Consider the following 15,918-nt stretch of genomic DNA (forward strand, 5'->3'; position numbering starts at 1 on the left):
AGCAGATCGGGGAATAAGCCGCAGCGCTCTTAAAGAGCATGTACTGCCGTTCCCTTCCATCTGCCGGTGGAATTTATGGTGCGATGCGGCCTGCAGAATCTGCAAAAACGATGCGGACCGTCGTTCCTTCATCGACCTTGGATTCGATTTCGAAGGCATGTCCAAGCTTATCGCATATTTGTTTGACCAGAAACAGTCCCATGCCTGTCGATTCCTGGAACCGGCGACCGTTCTCTCCGGTGAAATAAGGATCGAACACCCGTGGTAAGTCGCTTTGGGGAATACCGATGCCCTCGTCCCGGATTTCAAGCACAATTTGATTCCCCCGGATGTAGCCGTTGAAAAAGAGGGTGCCTTGTTCCTTCAGCGTATATCGAACTGCGTTGGTCAGCAGCTGTGTCAGCACAAAAGAAAGCCATTTCTCGTCCGTGGCTACCGTTAATCCGGAATCGATCCGGATGGACGGGTATATTCTCCGCCGGATAAACAGACGCTTTTGCTCGGAGGTGACATTCCGGACGATTCGCTGAAGCGGCAGGTTTTCCACATGGAAATCATGCTCGAATGTATCAAGCCTGGCAGTATACAGCACCAGATCAAGCCCTTTTTTGAGCCGGTCCAGCTCGTCGCCGATCGCGGCAAAACGGGGATCATCGTCATCCTGAAGAATCAGGTGAATGACTGATATCGGCGTTTTCATCTGGTGGGCCCATTGGTTGATGAACTGTAGATGGCCTTCAATCTTATGCTTATAGTTATGCAGATCCGTGGTGTAATGCCGGAACTGGGTTTTCAGCAGCTGATGAAGCGCTTCGGCGAGCGGGGTATGGGAGGATTCTGCCGAGGATTCGCCGGTGAGGGATTCTCCCGGGAGCGGCTGCTCCAATCGTTTATAGAAGGAACGGTTGGCAATGAACCGGAAGGCCAGATAGCCGAGCAGCAGCAGCAAGCTGATGATGCCCGCGTACAGGCTGACCGTCAAATTGCGATAACCGTCCAGCCTGTAGATCAGGGTTACGACAAGGAGCTGGGCGATATAGACAATCATTAAGGGACGCTGCTCTTGCAGAAATAGCCTCATGCTTCGTCCCCCCAGCTCGGTACCAGCCGATAGCCGCGCCCGCGCACGGTTTGAAGACCGTCCTCGATTCCGAGGGCGGTGAGTTTCTTGCGGACGCGGGTGATGTACACATTCAGTGTATTATCGTCCACAAAGGCCTGATCATCCCATATTTTCTCCAGGAGCCGGTCCCTGCTGACAATCTGCTCGGGCTTCTTCATTAATTCGTCCAATATTTTGGCCTCGGTATGGCTGAGCTCCGCTTGGGTCTGTCCGAGCGAAACGGAGAGACGCTCAACGTCAAGCGTGAGTCCGGCAACGCTGAGGACACGCTCATTCTGACCGGCAGCATAGGAGCCGTAGGCCCGCCGGAGCTGGCTCTTGATTTTGGCCATGACAATCTCGTAGTCAAAGGGTTTGGTTATATAATCATCGGCGCCGTTCTCCAGCGCCATCACCTGATCCATTTTCCCGTCGCGGGCGGAGATGAAGATGATCGGGCAGGTGGAGAGGCTGCGGAACTGTCGGCACCAATAATAGCCGTCGAATTTAGGCAAATTGATATCCAGGAGCACAAGATGAGGGTCATAAGATTCAAATTGATCGCGTACCGTCTCGAAATCATGAACGGACTGCGTCGCGTAACCGAATTTATGAAGATACTCTTTCAGTAGGCCGACCAGCCCGGCATCGTCTTCGACAATGAAAATTTTGAACATATCGATCATAGTCCCTTCATTTGACATTCTCGTACCGTCTGTATTGTACCAAATTGTCAGGATATAAGGAAAAATTACGTGAGCGAAGACAGTAGGTGGCATTTGGGAGAGCGGGGGGAGTTTGCCAAACAAATAACTATGATAAATCCAATCGACCAGTCTAAGGAGATCATGAGCATTCATGATCTCCTTTTTTCTTGTTTTCTGATTTCGTGTTATTTAGCCATCAAGGAGGGGATGAATGATACCCGGCCATTCCGCACGGAAAACCGTTCCATGGTTAACCGTGCTGTCCACGCTCATCTGACCGCCATGCACGTTAATAATGGACTGGGTGATGGACAGTCCAAGACCTGCACCGCCGTGCTGTCTGGTCCGGGATTCATCGATGCGGTAGAAACGCTCGAATAGATGGGGCAGATGCTCCTTCGGAATCCCGGCTCCATTGTCGCTGACCAGCAGTACGGCATGGTCCTTGGTTCTATCCACCGTGACGGTAATCCGCCCTGTGGCAGCATCGGTATGCTGTACCGCATTATGAAACAGATTGTAGATGACCTGCTTGATCTTGTCGGAGTCACACCGGCACAGCACGGCTGCTGCTTGAATCGTTACGTTCCTGCCTTGGGCAAGCATCCTCAAATGGGGCTCCATCTCAAACAGCAGCCGATCCAGCCGGGTATCCTGCAGATGAAGCTCCGGCTTGCGGTCAAGCTTGGCTAACAGAAGCAAATCCTCGACCAGTTTCTTCATGCGCTTGGATTCCCCGTGCATGCTGGATAGTGCAGCATGCAGCTGCTCCGGGTTGTCGGCGGCCCCGCGGCCAAGCACCTCCAGAAAGCCGTGAATCGAAGTGAGCGGCGTTCGCAGCTCATGGGAAGCATCGGCAATAAACCTCCGCATCTGTTCTTTGGCTTCGCGTTCCGTTTCAAACGCATCTTCGAGCCTTTTCAGCATACCGTTAAACGATTCCGCCAAGCGGTCAATCTCCCGCTGACCCTGCACGGCAGGAATACGCTCCGCCAAGTTTCCGGCGTCGGTGCGTTCTACCGTTTCGACCATTCGGTTCAGCGGGTGGAGCGTCCGGCGCAGCAAAGGCAAGTACAATGCAACCCCCGCAGCCATGGCAAGTATAGCCAGTACGGCAAAAATCAGCAGCTGCCGCAACAGAACGGCATGCAGCGGCTGTGCATCCATTCCAAGCTGCAGTATACCGGAAGGGCTGTTTGGGCTACCGTAAGGGCGAAAGACAACGATCTGCTCGGTGCCTTCGGTATTGTCAATCACTTCATACGCAACGGGCTGGCGCTCTTTGAATTGCTCCAGAATCGAGGTATAAGCCCCTGCTGTCAGCTGCGGTGCGGAGAGACCGGTGTCACTGGTCAGGTCGGTGTAGTTTCCGTTCGCCGCGATCTTGGCAAGCGACATATTCGGCAGAAAGAGCATAGGTCTATCTCCCTGACGGGGGTTTTCCGGAAGGGCTTCGTTATTTCGCTCAGCAGGCCGGTTGCGCGGCTCCCGATCAGGCTCCCATAGCTCCACGGGGATAGAGCGAGCCTGGAGGGAAAGCGCCTCGGCTTGATTGCGGAACAGGGCATTTTTCATCAATACATATTGCCATGCGCCGATCAGCACAAGCAGAAGCGCCAAGACGATGAGGGATCGTGACAGGAGCTGCGTACGTAGCGACGGAGGTCCGGATGAACGTGCACAGTTTCGCAAACTCATGGCAAATCGACCCGGTAGCCGGCTCCGCGAAGCGTGCGAATGACCCGGTGTTCCTTATCACCGAGCTTCTCGCGCAGGGATCGGATATAAACCTCCACGATGTTATCCTCTCCGCCAAAGTCGTAATTCCACACAATATTCAAAATGTTCGTTTTACTCAACACGCTGCCGTGTTTGGTTACAAGCAGTTTAAGCAGTTTATACTCCGTGGGCGACAGCTCAAGGGCCGCCTCCTGGTATGCAATTTCTTTCTTCCGGTCATCGATGGTGAATGGGCCCAGCCGGATTTCACCCAGCAGACTCGGGAACTGATTGCGCAGCCTTGCTTGAATTCGGGCAAGCAGCTCTTCGAAACTAAAGGGCTTGGCCATGTAATCGTCCGCTCCAATCATGAGGCCCTTCACGCGATCATCAATCTCGTCCTTCGCGGTAAGCATAATGATCGCGACATCTCGGCCCTCCGCCTTCAAACGTCTGCATACCGCAAGTCCGTCCATTCCCGGCATCATCACATCCAGTACGATGATATGCGGCTCGAAGCGGCTTGCTTCCCTTATCGCACGTTCCCCATCGGGGGCCGTTCGCACTTCAAACCCTTCATTTTGCAGACCAAGCGCCAGAAACTGCAGTATATGAGGCTCGTCATCCACTAGCAAAACGCGAATACGATGCATTGATTCCATAGCACAAAACTCCTCTTATCTCATTCCTTCAACTTAATCATACGTGCTCTAGCTGAATGAAGTCTGAACGTGAACTGAAAATAAACTGAAAATACACTGAAAAGTGATTCGCAAATATGCATTCTCAATAAGGGAATTTAAGGATGTTGATATATATTCTGTTATCGTTAATACTATCTTAAAGCCGAGATAATCAATGCAGCACCTGTTCAAGGTCAATCATGGATAGGTGAAAGGAGGAGACTGGACATGATAGGAAATGTATATCCACCCGAGAATCAGAGCAAGGGCTCTCTCGATGGAGGAAGGATAACGGAGCAGAAGCCGATCGGTTTCTCCGGAGAAGGGTCTGCCGTGACCCGGGTGGGACCGCTTTTCTATTGGTCCTGGTTCCGTTCGCCCGTCGAAGGTTATATCGCGCCTCATCCCCATCAGGGTTTTGAAATCGTGACTTATATGATTCAGGGAAAGGGCGTTCATAAGGATTCGCATGGCACGCACGATGAGTTGGGGCCTGGAGGCCTGCAATTAATGAGGGCCGGCTCCGGGCTAACGCACGAGGAACGTTTGACTGGGCCGGATGCAGAAGGATTTCAGATTTGGTTCGAGCCGTATCTTCGCGATTCATTGAAACAGAATCCTGCCTGTCGTCAGTATCGACCGGATTCCTTTCCGGTAACCCGCATACAGGGTGGGCTGGTTAAAACGATGATTGGCGGTTCCGCACCAACCGATTTATCTGTGGATGTGAGGATGCTGGATATTCAGATTCTGGCCGGGAACGAAGCTCAGTATGAATTGAAGTCCGGCAGGAGAGCGGCTGTGCTTGCCGTAAGGGGAGCAGGCAGCTTTTGTGGCGAAGAGGAAAGCCTTCTATTTCGTCAGCGGGACTTTATGGTAATGGATACGAAGCAGGGCGAGACGCTAAGCCTTAAGGCGCAAGACAATGTGAGGGTCATCCTGATTGACGTACCGGAAAACCCTGGGTATCCGCTCTATTCCAAGAGGCCATAAGGTCAAAAGTTTACAAAATTGTAGTGGAATGAAATTTAGGATGTACGATAAACTAGAGTCTGTCAGATGGGGACACCCGTCTGGACAGGCTTGTTTAGCTTTTTTTAGCTGTAAGAAGGATCGAAATATATTCTCTCATGCAACAATAGGAAGAAAAGATACGTATATATGGTAAGCAGAAAGACCCAACAGAGAATTCCGGCGTTCGTTATACCGGGATGGTTGGGTTATTTTGGCATGTTTTATTTCTATAATAATCTATTTATACTAAATTTAAGTATAAAAAGAGACTAAAGTCCTCCTCTTTGCCAATAGTTGGCATGCATTTTTGTGAGGATGGTAGCATGCGTCCCGAGACATGGCCTGTCTATAATGATTGCGGGATCACGAAAATGACAATTTCGTCATTCCACAATCTAACGAGATGGGGGAGATACTTATTTTCTCGAAAAAAAGCTTTAAACAATTGATGGCCGGAGCGCTTCTATCAGCAGCTGTTCTTGGTTCTTACGGATATGGGTCTGTGAATGAAGTGGCTGCTGCCAGCGTGCAGTCTGTAACAAAAGGTGTAGCAAGCTCGAACGTGTACATGCGCAATCAGCCTTCGACTTCGGGTAAAGTCTTGGATCGTGTGTATAAAGGGGATAGCGTTCAAATTCTGGGCAGCAGCTCAGGCTGGTATAAGATCAAAACTTCGGACGGTAAGCAGGGTTATGCTTCGTCTAAATATATTAACCAAAGTAATGGATCTTCTAACAATTCCGGCAGTAATTCCGGCAATTCGGGAAGTACCGCGCCCTCTGCCAGTGCCAGCGTTGAAAAAGTAATCAGTGCAGGGATGAAGTATCTGGGCACGCCATATGAATTCGGTTCTAACCGCAGCTCAACGAAAACCTTTGATTGCTCGGCCTTTGTCCGCCGCGCATTTATGGACGGCGCTAACATTACGCTCCCAAGCGATTCCCGCAAGCAAGGGCAGTACATCAAGGACAAAGGAACAGCTGTATATAACGTTAATCAATTAAAACGCGGGGACCTGGTATTCTTTATGAGTTACAGAGGTTCATCGGCATCCGCTTATGCCGGATTGGACAAGTCCAAACAGCGGATCACCCATGTAGCTATTTATTTGGGAGACAATAAGCTGCTGCATACGTACTCGAAACAATCCGGTGGTGTCCTTGTAGGTACCTTCGGTGATTCCTGGAAAAATCGCTTCGTGCATGGCGGAAGCGTCCTGTAACGCATCATTATCAATTTTTATTAAGTATATATTCTTACTTAGAATGTGATAGAAGGACTGTCCGAATAGATCTGAATGATCTTTAACGGGCAGTCCTTTGTTGTTTGGGATTTGCTTTTCACTTTTGATTTCAGTAAGGTGGACAATAGAGAACGGACAGCATCAAGAAATGGACAGGAGGGACGACGATGAATGGTGGGCAGCGTTCCCATATCAAACCGGGACTTGAGGTTGATATCGTATTGAAGCAGGATCAGCGAACGGGCAAATTAACCCGCGGCGTGGTCAAGGATATTCTGACCAATTCTCCGAACCATCCGCATGGCATTAAAGTACGCCTTCAGGATGGCCAGGTGGGACGGGTAAAGAACATTTACGAGTCTTGAAATTCGATGCAGTCCTCGGGTCACAACTGGGCTGTCATTAATAGAACCGTTTGACTATAAGTCGATCCAAAACTTCGCAATTTTGAGGAGTATTGGATGCGACTTTTTTGCATTTCTGTGCAACATTGCCCTCTGACCATCCGTCTGGAAGGTTGAGGTGAAATTGAAGATGAAGATGAAAAGCTACCTTTCTATGGGGTTTATCTTGATGGTTATTATGCTAACAGGTTGTGTGAAGCAGGAGACGCTAGGGGCGGGTCCGTCTGATCCTTCATTGAATAGAGCTGCCAGGGAAAATCATGCAGAAGTTTCCGACGGGGACTTCTTGTATCGCCTCGTTAGCGAGAAGGGGCAGTACGAGCATGGGGATCAGGTTCAAGTATTCGCGGAACTGGAGTATATAGGCGAGCAGGATGAGGTTACGATTGGCCATGCAGCCTCCGCCTTTTTTTTCCCGATGAAAGAGCTCACAAGAGACTATGACATCAGTTACGCCATGAATGAGCCTTATATTACGACCACGCTGAAAAAGGGGGAGCCCCTGCGCGAGTATTATAAAATGCGTAGCGGATACGGCGGTAAAGACGATAAAAAGTACAAAGATTTCATCCTTTCCCTGAAGGATGGCTTTCCGGGCGGGCGCTACGTCGTCTACGGATCCGCGGATTTCGTGATTGATTCACAGTCGAACGGCGCGGACCAGGGCGATTCGAACGGGGAAGAGCCCAAGCGCTATAAGATACAAGCCGAGATCGAATTCAGTGTAAGTGAAGAGAAGAAGTAATAAGAAATACAAAAAAAGGGGTATCCCGCAGAACTTATCGACCTGCGAGATACCCCTTTAACTTTCTTATTGGAAGCCTTGGCCTTGATGTGTATTAGGAAAACCCTGTTGGCCAAACGAAGGCTGAATGTGCTGTGTTTGGTTGTGAGCTTGCACGGAATTCTCGACTTGTCTAACGATCTGAGAGATTTGCTGATACTGCTGCATCGCCTGTTGATGGCCTTGAAGGGCAGACTGGATCATCTGTGCCGCTTGGCGCTCACGCTGAGCGAGCTCCTCAAGGCGGGCAGCATTTTGCTGCTCTTGCTGTATCAGCTGCTGGTACATAGCCGAACCCTGCTGCGTTTGCTGGGTCAACTGCTGAAGAATCTGCTCGCATTGGCGAATTTGCTGCGATATTTGCGAGTTGTTGTTATTCATTTGGTACATGGTGTGTATTCCTCCTAAGAATTGTGGTTTCAAATCATCCTTGGTTAGTGTACGGAAGAATACGTCAAATCATCCTGATTATAATGTGAGCTGCCCTTCCAATATGTGGACAAATTCCTCCAGAAAAGCTTGATCCTGCTGGTCGAAACGGTTCTTCAGCGGACTATCGATATCGAGAACGCCATACAATGCGCCATCCACCATCATCGGAACTACAATCTCGCTGTTCGAAGCTGCATCACAGGCAATGTGCCCGGGGAATTCATGTACATCGGCAACAAGCAGTGTCGTCTGTTCAGCAGCAGCCGTGCCGCAAACGCCGCGATTCATCGGAATCCGGATGCAAGCGGGGAGTCCTTGGAACGGCCCGAGCACCAGTTCTTTGCCATCATAGAGATAGAAGCCGACCCAATTCGTATCGGACAGAAACTGCTTAAGCAGCGCTGAGGCATTGGACAAATTGGCAATGGCATTGGGCTCATCGTGTATAAGTGCTTTTAGCTGGTTCAGGACCTGGGCGTATTGCTCGCTCCGGGTGCCCTCATAGGGTGTGTTTTGAAACATGTGGTTATCCGCCCTTCCTTTATTCGCGTTGGTTCAATCACCTTAGTATAAGTATATGATATTCGTCAAGGGACAAGCCATGGGAAGAAAAACTCCAAGTGAATCCGGCTGATTCCTCTTCCAGGCGCAAGGGTAATGTATGACATAACCAGGTATCAATTTAATCAGGTGGAGGGAGAGAACCTTAATGCGGGCAGATGTACAGAATTTGTTTATCGGTATTCATATGCTCTATCACGCCCATGAGCGGGATCTAACGATTAGCGAGATGCAGCCCGAGCTGGAGCGCCATGGATATAAGGTTGGCGACAGGGAGGTTAAGCATGAGCTCGAACGCTTGACCGAAGAGAACTTCCTGACGGCGCACGGTGAAGGATACAGCCTCACGGGAGCCGGGATCGAGGAATTTAAAGAAATTCAGAGCAGGCTTAAGGAGCTTTGCGATGAAGTGCTTAAACCGGTGAATCCGAAGAAGGCAGACTCCATGGCGTAAGTAGCTAACAGCATAACATTAAAAGAAGCCCCCGACTCACGCTTTCTTATGCGTGCAGGCGGGGGCTTTTTTGGGCTACCGGTCTAAACCGTTTCAAGCGAGCCGTCCAGCTCAAGCTGGAAAGGATGCGGGGCAGGTGCTGCCTCCGTTTCCGGCTGTGACACCCGTTCAGCTTCTGGCTGAGGTGCTCTCACGGGTTGATCTATATGTTCGCGAAGGAAGGAGTGCACGCTCTCCCGATATTGCTTGGGATCAATATGATAAGCGTTCGCATGGATAGCGCCTTCGATTAGAAGAAGTTTTTTCGGGTCCGGTTTGGCCTCAAACATCTCGATACTCATCCGGGTAGGCACGTAATTATCCTTGGTGCCATGGATGAACATAACCGGAAGCGTGCTGTTCCGAACAGCACGGATCGGGCTGACCTGATCCAGGCTGAATCCGGCTTTACGCCGAATTCTGGCGTTCACCCAGGACAGGAACGGCACAGAAGGGATTTTGTTGATGCGCGTAAGCTGATGCCGCATTAAATCCGTCAAATCGGAATACGGGCAATCCGCTATGACAAGCTTGACCTGCGGATCGGCAATGGATAAATACTCCAGCACGGTTCCCCCTCCCAGCGATTGTCCATGCAGCCCGATGGCCACATTCTCGCCGTATTTGCGGGTAATCCAGCGTACCCACGCTTGCACGTCGTGTTTCTCATAATAGCCGTAGGTGGTATAACGTCCTTCGCTTCGTCCATGCCGGCGCTGATCAATGAGGAGCACGTTGTAGCCCTCTTCCGTAAACAAATCGATGAATTGGGTGGATACGGCTCGCGAACCGGTATAACCGTGGGCAAGAAGCATCCAATGCTTGGAGCCGGGATTGTTCTCAATGGCTGCGCCGCACAGCTTCAACCCGTCAAAACTCGTGATTGCCACTTCGTTCTTTTGAAGCGATTCATATTGCTCTCTGCTGTACAGTCCGGCTTTTTCCAGTACCGTGAACAGCTTAAGGTCATTCTTTACGCGCATCCGCGTAATCTGCAGATATCCGATTTGCGTAATGGCAGCGGCAATGACAACGACGGTGAACAGCAAGACAATCGCGATATACATACTCAGATGACTTCCTCCTTCTTCCGCACTGTACAAGGGAGCCGTTACAAGCATATTGACGGAAGCCTCCCGAATCCATCAATATATATACATCCAGCTCTAAGGTGTTGATGGGGGACCAGGATACGGATTGATTTTTCGCTATACTCTTATATACACGAACATAGTATCACCGGAAACAGCGCATACAAGTCAGTTTTTTTGCAAGGGGGTTCGAAAACCATGTACGTCTGCGAGGGAATCATTCCGGAGATAAAAGGCCGGCGATTACGGCTGCGAAGAATGGAGGCGGAAGATGCGGAAGCGATGTTCCGCTGCTGGTCCGATCCGAAGACAACCGCTTTTCTGGATTTGCCTCCTATGCATTCGGCTGAGGACGCAAAGGCATTGATTCATTGGCTGCATCTCCTTGCCGAGCAGGACGAAGCCATCCGCTGGGGCATCGAAGTCATCGAGACAAGACAATTGATCGGCAGCTGCGGATTTAATATTTGGCAGCTGGAGGGTGCGTTCAAGGGCGAGTTCGGCTGTGAGCTAATAAGCACTTACTGGGGGCAGGGCTTCATGTCGGAGGCGGCCGAAATGGCTGCAGCATTTGGGTACATATCCATGGGACTAAACCGGATCGAAGCTTTTGTTGATCCGAGAAATGAACGGGCATGCCGATGGTTTATGGAGATCGGCTATGTGCGCGAAGGCGTTTTACGGGATTATCGCCATACGCCAAACGGTTATGTGGATGCCGCCGTTTTTTCAAGGCTAAGAAAAGATTGGGAAAGGCCGATAGAGAGGCAGGAGTTGTAATATGCTGATTCAATATGAGAAGGGTAACACGCTTCTTCATCGATATGATCCATTAAGCAAGCTGGTGATATTATTTTGCACCGCCGTGATCGCCATGCTGCTTGATGAGGCCTGGCAGCAGGCGTTATTCCTCCTGCTATGCATAGGACAAGCCCGATTTGCAGGCCAGGTGTCAGGCAAACAGTTGCTGGGAGGGATCCGGCTGATTGCGATCGTTGCAGTGCCCTATTTCATTCTGACCAGCCTGACGGTCAAAGGAGAAACCGTATGGCTGCAGTGGGGACCCATCACTCTGACGGTAGAGGCTCTGGACGCTGCGGGTGCCATGTCACTCCGCATGTTTACGTTGTTTCTGACCTCGATGGCTTATATCTTGACAACGGATCCGAGAGAATTGGTAGCCGAGTTGACCAGACGCCTTCGAATCCCTTACCGGTTTGCGTTTGGCGTATCCGCTGCGCTGACCTTCATTCCGCTGTTGGAGGAGGAGGGTGCCCATATTCTGGCTGCCCAGCAGGTAAGGGGCCATCGCCTGCCCAAGGGTCTCGGAAGTCGCATCGGTTACGGATTGAAGTTTGTATCAGCTGTCCTGCTTAATGCGCTGCGTCGTGTTCAGCAAACGGCGGGCGCAATGGAATCCAAGGGATTTGGCGCGTATCCGGACCGAACGTATCGTACGGAGGTTAACCTTCCTTCATGGGCGGTCGCATCGGCGGTTTTGTATGTACTGGCAACGGTTTTCGTGTGGTGGATTGTCTAAATTGTTAACCGTTAATAACAAAAATAAGGTTGACGTTAAGAGCGGAAGCATGCAAAATATGAAATGAAGCATCCGAAAGTGTTAGTACAGCCGTCATGGCTGGAAATAAGGAGGACTACATTTGAATTCATCATCGCAGAAAAAATGGTTTGCTTTTACGACGCAGGAAATTATTCTGATGGCGATGCTCGCTGCCGTCAATGCCGTTCTAACTGTATACATAGGGCCGGTTAACAAGCTGCTGAACAGTCTTGGCGGACCCATCGCAACCTCGACGACGACGGGCATCTACATGGTATATGGACTCTTGGCTTATTACATCATTCGAAAACCGGGAACGGCGGTTGTCACGTTTGCGATTGGCGGCACGATTCAGGCTCTGACGGGGACGGTGTACGGCATCGCTTCGTGTTTTGTTGCCGCAGGCTGCTACATGATCGTGGCAGAGACGATTTTTGCCATCTACCGCCACAAAAAGTGGAGTGCCGGCGTGCTCATGCTGGTCGGCGGTGCGATGGTACCGCTCTGGTTCCTGTTCGCGGCCAATATGTTCGGATATACGTCCTGGCCGCTTGAAGTGCTTGGCATCGCGCTGGTTGTGCGCATTCTGAGCGGCGTGCTCCTCTGCGGTCTGTTAACCAAAGTGTTAGGAGAGGCGTTAGTGAAGACAGGCCTGCTTCGCCGGTTTGCCGTCGCCGTGAAGGGATAGCTCCATGTCAGGAACAACGGTAATATGCCGAGACCTTGGATTTCTCTATGATGGAGAGGAGCGCCCGGTTATACAGGATTTCCACCTGAAGATCGACCAAAACGAGTGGGTCGCTATCCTCGGGGCCAGCGGCAGTGGGAAGTCGACGCTTTGCCAACTGCTGAGCGGCCTTCTTCCGCGGAGCGGCGGAGGCGCTAGAACTGGGGAAGTGCTGCTGGATGGCATGGATCCCGCAGCGGCGCCGATTGCCGACGTGGCCGAGGCGGTAGGGGTATTGTTTCAGGATCCGGATGCGCAGCTCGTTCAGGGCATCGTAGAGGACGAGGCGGCCTTCGGGCCTGAAAATATGCGGGTTTCACCTGCCGAGATTGAGGAGCGGGTGGTTCAGTCCCTTGCGGCGGTCGGGCTGCTGGACCGCCGGACCGATCCGGTGCGCAGCCTGTCCGGCGGACAGCGGCAGCGCACGGCCTTGGCCGCGGTGCTGGCGCTGCGCCCGCGGCTCTTCGTCTTCGACGACGCCTGCGCCAGCCTGGATGCCGCGGCGCAGGCGAACTTCCTGCAGCTGTGCCATAAGCTGCAGGCGGAGGGCCGGACGCTCATCACCGCGTCCGGCCGCTTTGACGATGTTGCGCGCGCAGCGCAGCGCGTCATCGTCCTGGACGGCGGGACCGTCGTGCAGGACGGGCCGCCAGAGGAGCTGCTGCAACGCTGCGGGGAGCAGCTGGTGCAGCTGGGCTTGCTGCCTCGGCCCGCAGGAGAGGCAGCGGGTGCCGCCGCCGGGGAACAGTCTGTCCCGGCGGCAACTCTCCCGCATCCGGCTGGGCGCCATGCGGGGACGCCGGTCCCAGCAGGTTCCATGCCTGCCGCGGTATCCCATGCGGAAGGCGGCAGGCTGTCTGCGGCCTCCCCGCTGCTCCAGATTGATTCGCTGACGTTTGCGTATCCCGGCGGTCGGGAGGCGCTGCGCGATATCGAGGCGGTGATTCATCCCGGCGACTGGGTGCTGCTGACCGGGGAGAACGGATCCGGCAAAACGACCCTCAGCCGCCTGATCATGGGACTGCTGCCGGCTCCGGCAGGCAGCATACGCTGGCAGGGGGAAGATACAAAGGGAATGGCCGTCTACCGGAGAGCCGAGTTAATCGGCTACGTGTTCCAGCAGCCGGAATATATGTTTACGGCTCCGAATGTTTGGGAGGAGCTGATCTACAGCCTTCATGGCGGACTGTCCGTGAAGAAGCGCCCCGAGTTGACGGCTGGCCAGCAGCAGCGAGCCGGGTTTCTGTTGGACAAGGCGGGACTTACGGATCGTCTTCAGATGTCTCCCTATTTGCTCAGTCAGGGCGAGAAGCGTCTCTTAAGCATCATCAGCCAATTGATGCTGGAAAGACCGCTGTATATCCTAGACGAGCCGACCTCGGGAATGGACTATGCCGCCATCGATAAAGTAACCGAGCTGTGCCATTATGTCATCGGGGGAGGCTCGGCCGTCCTGATGATCACGCACGATCCCGAACTCATGAAGCGGCATGCCACTTCCCGTATTCATCTACGGAGCGGGAAAATGTCTGTGCAACCAACGCGGTAACCTTTATAATAGAAATGTTACATGATGTGAAAGCGCTCCTGGTATCGGGAGGCGCTTTTATGCTGTTGGCCCCGGTTTTATCCTAATAGGATCGGCAGGGACAGGAGTCATGCCGGGGCCGTCTAGAGTAAAGGGGACGAAGGAACGTGGGTGTATTAAGACAAGACAAACGCAGTTATATCCTGGTCGGTATTCTGTTATCCACCTTTATGGCTGCGATCGAGGGAACGGTTGTCGGCCCGGCAGGTCCGGCCATTATCAGCAGCTTCGGCAGCGTAAGCCTGATGAGCTGGATTTTTACGGCCTATCTGCTGACGATGGCCGTTACGACGCCGATATTCGGTAAAATAAGCGATTTATATGGACGCAAGCCCGTATTTTTATACGGCTCGCTGATCTTTCTCGTAGGCTCATTGCTGTGCGGGCTGTCGCAGAACATGACGCAGCTGATCATTTTCAGGGCAATCCAAGGGATCGGGGCCGGCGCGGTGATTCCGGTGACCTTCACGATTGTCGGAGACATTTACAATCTGGAGGAACGAGGGAAGATTCAGGGGATGATCAGCTCCGTTTGGGGAATTTCCTCGCTGATCGGACCGCTGCTTGGCGGGTATTTCGTGGATTACTTGTCCTGGCACTGGATCTTTGTTTTTAATGTTCCGTTCGGGCTGTTATCGATATGGCTGATATTCCGTTATTTCAAAGAGGAGCGCACCGCCCGCGAAGTATCGATCGATTACGGGGGAGCGGCCCTGTTTACCGTGGGGATGACGGCCCTGCTGTTTGCGCTAGCGGTAGGCGGGGGTGAGAGCTACTCCTGGACGTCTCCGTTCATGCTCGGTCTGATGATCGGTTCCGTGGTGCTGCTCGCTGCGTTCCTGGTGGTGGAGAGCAGGGTAAGGGAGCCGATGCTGCCGCTCCATCTGTTCAAGATCCGGGATATTACGGTATCGACGGTAGCCAATATTCTGGTAAGTGCGCTTATCATCGGGTTGACCACGTATTTGCCGCTGTGGATTCAAGGGGTTCGTGGCGGCAACGCCACCTTGTCGGGTCTGACGCTGGCCCCGATGTCGATCGGATGGCTGATCGGCTCGATTATCAGCGGTCGCCTGATTGTTAAATCCGGTTCCCGGAAAACGGCGATGATCGGCGTCGTGCTCCTCATAATCGGAGCGGTGGGATTGGCGTTCATGCATAAGGATACGGCGCTGGGCGTGCTGCTGGTCTTTACGTTCATTTATGGCGTCGGCTTCGGTTACATCTCCACCTTGTTTCAGATCATTGCGCAATCCTCGGTCGGCTATGAGGTTCGCGGAGCTTCCACGGCGCTGAACTCCTTCATCCGGACGTTTGGTCAAACCGTGGGCGTAGCGGTGTTCGGATTATGGGTCAATGCGGGAATTGCGGGCAGACTTGCCGCTGAGCCGGATGCGGCCGGCATTACCAGCGACGACATTAACAAATTGCTCTCCCCGCATGGAATGGCCGAATTGCCGGAAGGGTCAGGCAGCCTGCTGAGCGGGATACTGGAGGGAAGCCTCAATTCCCTGTTCGTGGTGATGGCGGTGATGGCGGTGATCTGTATGTTGATCGTGGCCGCCTTCCGCAATGCGCCCCCTGAACCGGAGGCGGGAGAGGAAAAACCTTCAGGCCATTGATCGATGGACTCATGTAAGACATATATTTCATAATAAAAATTTAACAGGACCACGGTCTCTTTGAGGCCGTGATCCTGTTTTTTGTTGGTTGCGCTCTATGTGGGCTGCGCAAACGTCCAATGTCGTAGCAATCCCTTCGAAAGTGCCCGAAATCTTGTCTTTATGCCCTACACGGCACAGGGCAAAC

General features: G+C 52.4%; 17 protein-coding genes. 11 read left to right on the forward strand and 6 right to left on the reverse strand.

Going from position 1 to position 15,918, the window contains the following annotated elements; all coding sequences use genetic code 11:
- Positions 1–73: 73 nt before the first annotated feature.
- The 4 genes from ACETK5_RS23765 to ACETK5_RS23780 all read right to left on the reverse strand — a co-directional run bounded on the left by ACETK5_RS23765 (position 74) and on the right by ACETK5_RS23780 (position 4,190).
- Entirely contained in the window at positions 74–1,081 is a 1,008-nt protein-coding gene (locus ACETK5_RS23765; RefSeq protein WP_100540145.1) for a HAMP domain-containing histidine kinase, read from the reverse strand.
- The gene (locus tag ACETK5_RS23770) at positions 1,078–1,779 is read right to left on the reverse strand and encodes a response regulator transcription factor (RefSeq protein WP_100540258.1); all 702 of its coding nucleotides are present in this window, start codon (positions 1,777–1,779) and stop codon (positions 1,078–1,080) included. The genes ACETK5_RS23765 and ACETK5_RS23770 overlap by 4 nt, the downstream gene beginning before the upstream one ends.
- Before the next feature lie 219 nt (positions 1,780–1,998).
- A complete protein-coding gene (locus ACETK5_RS23775; protein ID WP_394058223.1) occupies positions 1,999–3,507 on the reverse strand; it encodes a sensor histidine kinase in 1,509 nt (502 codons plus the stop codon).
- Positions 3,504–4,190, reverse strand: coding sequence for a response regulator transcription factor (locus tag ACETK5_RS23780; RefSeq protein ID WP_394058225.1), 687 nt, complete (start codon positions 4,188–4,190; stop codon positions 3,504–3,506). The genes ACETK5_RS23775 and ACETK5_RS23780 overlap by 4 nt, the downstream gene beginning before the upstream one ends.
- Before the next feature lie 249 nt (positions 4,191–4,439).
- Between ACETK5_RS23780 and ACETK5_RS23785 the strand changes: the two genes are divergently transcribed.
- The 5 genes from ACETK5_RS23785 to ACETK5_RS23805 all read left to right on the forward strand — a co-directional run bounded on the left by ACETK5_RS23785 (position 4,440) and on the right by ACETK5_RS23805 (position 8,064).
- Positions 4,440–5,204 carry a pirin family protein gene (locus ACETK5_RS23785; protein ID WP_100540148.1) on the forward strand — a complete coding sequence of 255 codons (765 nt, stop codon included), beginning with the start codon at positions 4,440–4,442 and terminating at the stop codon, positions 5,202–5,204.
- Between the two features lie 424 nt (positions 5,205–5,628).
- A complete protein-coding gene (locus ACETK5_RS23790; protein WP_100540259.1) occupies positions 5,629–6,447 on the forward strand; it encodes a C40 family peptidase in 819 nt (272 codons plus the stop codon).
- A 188-nt stretch (positions 6,448–6,635) separates the two neighbouring features.
- On the forward strand, positions 6,636–6,833 hold the full coding sequence (locus tag ACETK5_RS23795) for a YwbE family protein (RefSeq protein ID WP_100540149.1): 198 nt from the start codon (positions 6,636–6,638) through the stop codon (positions 6,831–6,833).
- Positions 6,834–7,026: 193 nt separating this feature from the next.
- Positions 7,027–7,617, forward strand: a complete 591-nt coding sequence (locus ACETK5_RS23800; RefSeq protein WP_100540260.1) for a hypothetical protein — start codon at positions 7,027–7,029, stop codon at positions 7,615–7,617.
- Between the two features lie 108 nt (positions 7,618–7,725).
- On the forward strand, positions 7,726–8,064 hold the full coding sequence (locus tag ACETK5_RS23805; RefSeq protein ID WP_207797524.1) for a hypothetical protein: 339 nt from the start codon (positions 7,726–7,728) through the stop codon (positions 8,062–8,064).
- Between the two features lie 60 nt (positions 8,065–8,124).
- On the opposite strand, the gene ACETK5_RS23810 is transcribed toward ACETK5_RS23805, so the two are convergent.
- Positions 8,125–8,610: a GAF domain-containing protein gene (locus ACETK5_RS23810; RefSeq protein ID WP_100540151.1), complete on the reverse strand. Its 486-nt coding sequence runs from the start codon at positions 8,608–8,610 to the stop codon at positions 8,125–8,127.
- Between the two features lie 187 nt (positions 8,611–8,797).
- Between ACETK5_RS23810 and ACETK5_RS23815 the strand changes: the two genes are divergently transcribed.
- The gene (locus ACETK5_RS23815) at positions 8,798–9,103 is read left to right on the forward strand and encodes a hypothetical protein (protein WP_071221900.1); all 306 of its coding nucleotides are present in this window, start codon (positions 8,798–8,800) and stop codon (positions 9,101–9,103) included.
- 83 nt (positions 9,104–9,186) lie between these two features.
- On the opposite strand, the gene ACETK5_RS23820 is transcribed toward ACETK5_RS23815, so the two are convergent.
- Positions 9,187–10,263 (reverse strand): alpha/beta hydrolase, encoded by a 1,077-nt coding sequence (locus ACETK5_RS23820; RefSeq protein ID WP_100540152.1) that lies wholly within the window; start codon positions 10,261–10,263, stop codon positions 9,187–9,189.
- A 168-nt stretch (positions 10,264–10,431) separates the two neighbouring features.
- Here ACETK5_RS23820 and ACETK5_RS23825 point away from each other — a divergent pair, with 168 nt between their 5' ends.
- The 5 genes from ACETK5_RS23825 to ACETK5_RS23845 all read left to right on the forward strand — a co-directional run bounded on the left by ACETK5_RS23825 (position 10,432) and on the right by ACETK5_RS23845 (position 15,731).
- On the forward strand, positions 10,432–11,013 hold the full coding sequence (locus tag ACETK5_RS23825) for a GNAT family N-acetyltransferase (RefSeq protein WP_394058230.1): 582 nt from the start codon (positions 10,432–10,434) through the stop codon (positions 11,011–11,013).
- Position 11,014: 1 nt separating this feature from the next.
- Positions 11,015–11,773 carry an energy-coupling factor transporter transmembrane component T family protein gene (locus ACETK5_RS23830; RefSeq protein ID WP_394058232.1) on the forward strand — a complete coding sequence of 253 codons (759 nt, stop codon included), beginning with the start codon at positions 11,015–11,017 and terminating at the stop codon, positions 11,771–11,773.
- 121 nt (positions 11,774–11,894) lie between these two features.
- Entirely contained in the window at positions 11,895–12,482 is a 588-nt protein-coding gene (locus ACETK5_RS23835; protein WP_100540155.1) for an ECF transporter S component, read from the forward strand.
- Positions 12,483–12,486: 4 nt separating this feature from the next.
- On the forward strand, positions 12,487–14,070 hold the full coding sequence (locus ACETK5_RS23840; protein ID WP_394058234.1) for an ABC transporter ATP-binding protein: 1,584 nt from the start codon (positions 12,487–12,489) through the stop codon (positions 14,068–14,070).
- A 146-nt stretch (positions 14,071–14,216) separates the two neighbouring features.
- Complete coding sequence (locus tag ACETK5_RS23845) at positions 14,217–15,731, forward strand: MDR family MFS transporter (protein WP_394058236.1); 1,515 nt, start codon at positions 14,217–14,219, stop codon at positions 15,729–15,731.
- The last annotated feature ends 187 nt before the right edge of the window (positions 15,732–15,918 follow it).

Origin of the sequence: Paenibacillus ilasis, from assembly GCF_043195395.1 — a bacterium.
GTDB classification, from domain to species: domain Bacteria; phylum Bacillota; class Bacilli; order Paenibacillales; family Paenibacillaceae; genus Paenibacillus_AQ; species Paenibacillus_AQ lautus.

What these genes read in the sequence shown, in the direction of transcription:
- ACETK5_RS23765 (WP_100540145.1), bottom strand. Translation starts at nt 1,081, where the DNA reads ATGAGGCTATTTCTGCAAGAGCAGCGTCCCTTAATGATTGTCTATATC.
- ACETK5_RS23770 (WP_100540258.1), bottom strand. Translation starts at nt 1,779, where the DNA reads ATGTTCAAAATTTTCATTGTCGAAGACGATGCCGGGCTGGTCGGCCTA.
- ACETK5_RS23775 (WP_394058223.1), bottom strand. Translation starts at nt 3,507, where the DNA reads ATGAGTTTGCGAAACTGTGCACGTTCATCCGGACCTCCGTCGCTACGT.
- ACETK5_RS23780 (WP_394058225.1), bottom strand. Translation starts at nt 4,190, where the DNA reads ATGGAATCAATGCATCGTATTCGCGTTTTGCTAGTGGATGACGAGCCT.
- ACETK5_RS23785 (WP_100540148.1), top strand. Translation starts at nt 4,440, where the DNA reads ATGATAGGAAATGTATATCCACCCGAGAATCAGAGCAAGGGCTCTCTC.
- ACETK5_RS23790 (WP_100540259.1), top strand. Translation starts at nt 5,629, where the DNA reads ATGGGGGAGATACTTATTTTCTCGAAAAAAAGCTTTAAACAATTGATG.
- ACETK5_RS23795 (WP_100540149.1), top strand. Translation starts at nt 6,636, where the DNA reads ATGAATGGTGGGCAGCGTTCCCATATCAAACCGGGACTTGAGGTTGAT.
- ACETK5_RS23800 (WP_100540260.1), top strand. Translation starts at nt 7,027, where the DNA reads ATGGGGTTTATCTTGATGGTTATTATGCTAACAGGTTGTGTGAAGCAG.
- ACETK5_RS23810 (WP_100540151.1), bottom strand. Translation starts at nt 8,610, where the DNA reads ATGTTTCAAAACACACCCTATGAGGGCACCCGGAGCGAGCAATACGCC.
- ACETK5_RS23815 (WP_071221900.1), top strand. Translation starts at nt 8,798, where the DNA reads ATGCGGGCAGATGTACAGAATTTGTTTATCGGTATTCATATGCTCTAT.
- ACETK5_RS23820 (WP_100540152.1), bottom strand. Translation starts at nt 10,263, where the DNA reads ATGCTTGTAACGGCTCCCTTGTACAGTGCGGAAGAAGGAGGAAGTCAT.
- ACETK5_RS23825 (WP_394058230.1), top strand. Translation starts at nt 10,432, where the DNA reads ATGTACGTCTGCGAGGGAATCATTCCGGAGATAAAAGGCCGGCGATTA.
- ACETK5_RS23830 (WP_394058232.1), top strand. Translation starts at nt 11,015, where the DNA reads ATGCTGATTCAATATGAGAAGGGTAACACGCTTCTTCATCGATATGAT.
- ACETK5_RS23840 (WP_394058234.1), top strand. Translation starts at nt 12,487, where the DNA reads ATGTCAGGAACAACGGTAATATGCCGAGACCTTGGATTTCTCTATGAT.